Annotated in this window: 1 protein-coding gene; it reads right to left on the bottom strand. The window is 67.5% G+C overall.

Annotated features, from left to right (window positions below; genetic code table 11):
- Positions 1–268 (bottom strand): hypothetical protein (locus C1X29_RS29965; protein WP_218275726.1); only part of this gene is annotated, 268 nt, incomplete at both ends.

The raw sequence follows: 268 nt of genomic DNA, 5'->3' as shown, positions 1-268 counted from the left end.
GTTGTAGGGGACGCGGAAGGCCCGCGGGATGCCGCTCGGACGATGGTCCTCGTCGAGTTCCTCGACCCACAGATAGATCGCGCCGGGATCGCCCTCCAGCGAATGCGGCTCGACGATACGCGCCTTCAGCAGCTTGAAGGCGACCGGCAGCCGGTCGCTGCTGGCCCAGCCGAGCAGTCCGCGCATTTCGCCGAAGCTGACGACGTAGAAGGCGCTGGTCACGACCACCGCGACCGCCTTCAGCGACCAGTGCAGCCGCGCATAGACC

This window comes from Pseudomonas sp. GW456-12-10-14-LB2, assembly GCF_002884345.1.
Lineage (GTDB): Bacteria > Pseudomonadota > Gammaproteobacteria > Pseudomonadales > Pseudomonadaceae > Aquipseudomonas > Aquipseudomonas paraglycinae.
Note: the sequence above shows the minus strand (reverse complement) of the source record. Positions and strands in the feature narration are given on the sequence as shown.